Raw genomic sequence first — 456 nt, forward strand, 5'->3', positions numbered from 1 at the left:
GTACTATCGAGGGCTATCATGAACTATGGTGCCCTCTGAGCATAGCTACCCATTACTTCTTCTATGTCATTGAATAATTCATTTCTTAACTCTAAGTATTCTAGTAACTCCATTTCTAATGACTCTGTCGTGAACTTAAATCTAGAAGGATCTTTGATTGAGTTTACTAGTCTTGATAACGCTCTATATGTTTTGAGTGAAGGTTGCATTATAGATGGAAAGTATTTGAAAACCTCTTCATCTCAGTTGAAATTAACTAAAAACTTGTAGTCATCATTTATAAATCTCAAGCATACAGCGTCAAGCTTATCGCCTTTTCTTATTATTATTTCTTTATAGGAAAGATATTTTTCAGAAGATAAGTCCCACATCAAGCGAAAATCTCTCTTTGCGAACGAGTTCGCGTCATCATTGAAAAGAGATGATGTGATGGCTTTGGATAGACCTTCTGTGTTT

Annotated in this window: 1 protein-coding gene; it reads right to left on the bottom strand. The window is 34.6% G+C overall.

The genetic code is table 11. From position 1 onward, the window contains the following. Positions 1-242 precede the first annotated feature (242 nt). A partial coding sequence (locus ERX40_RS11510) for a hypothetical protein (RefSeq protein ID WP_424960733.1) occupies positions 243-456 on the bottom strand: 214 nt, incomplete at its 5' end.

This window comes from Macrococcus carouselicus (genome assembly GCF_004359515.1).
Classification (GTDB): Bacteria; Bacillota; Bacilli; order Staphylococcales; family Staphylococcaceae; genus Macrococcus; species Macrococcus carouselicus.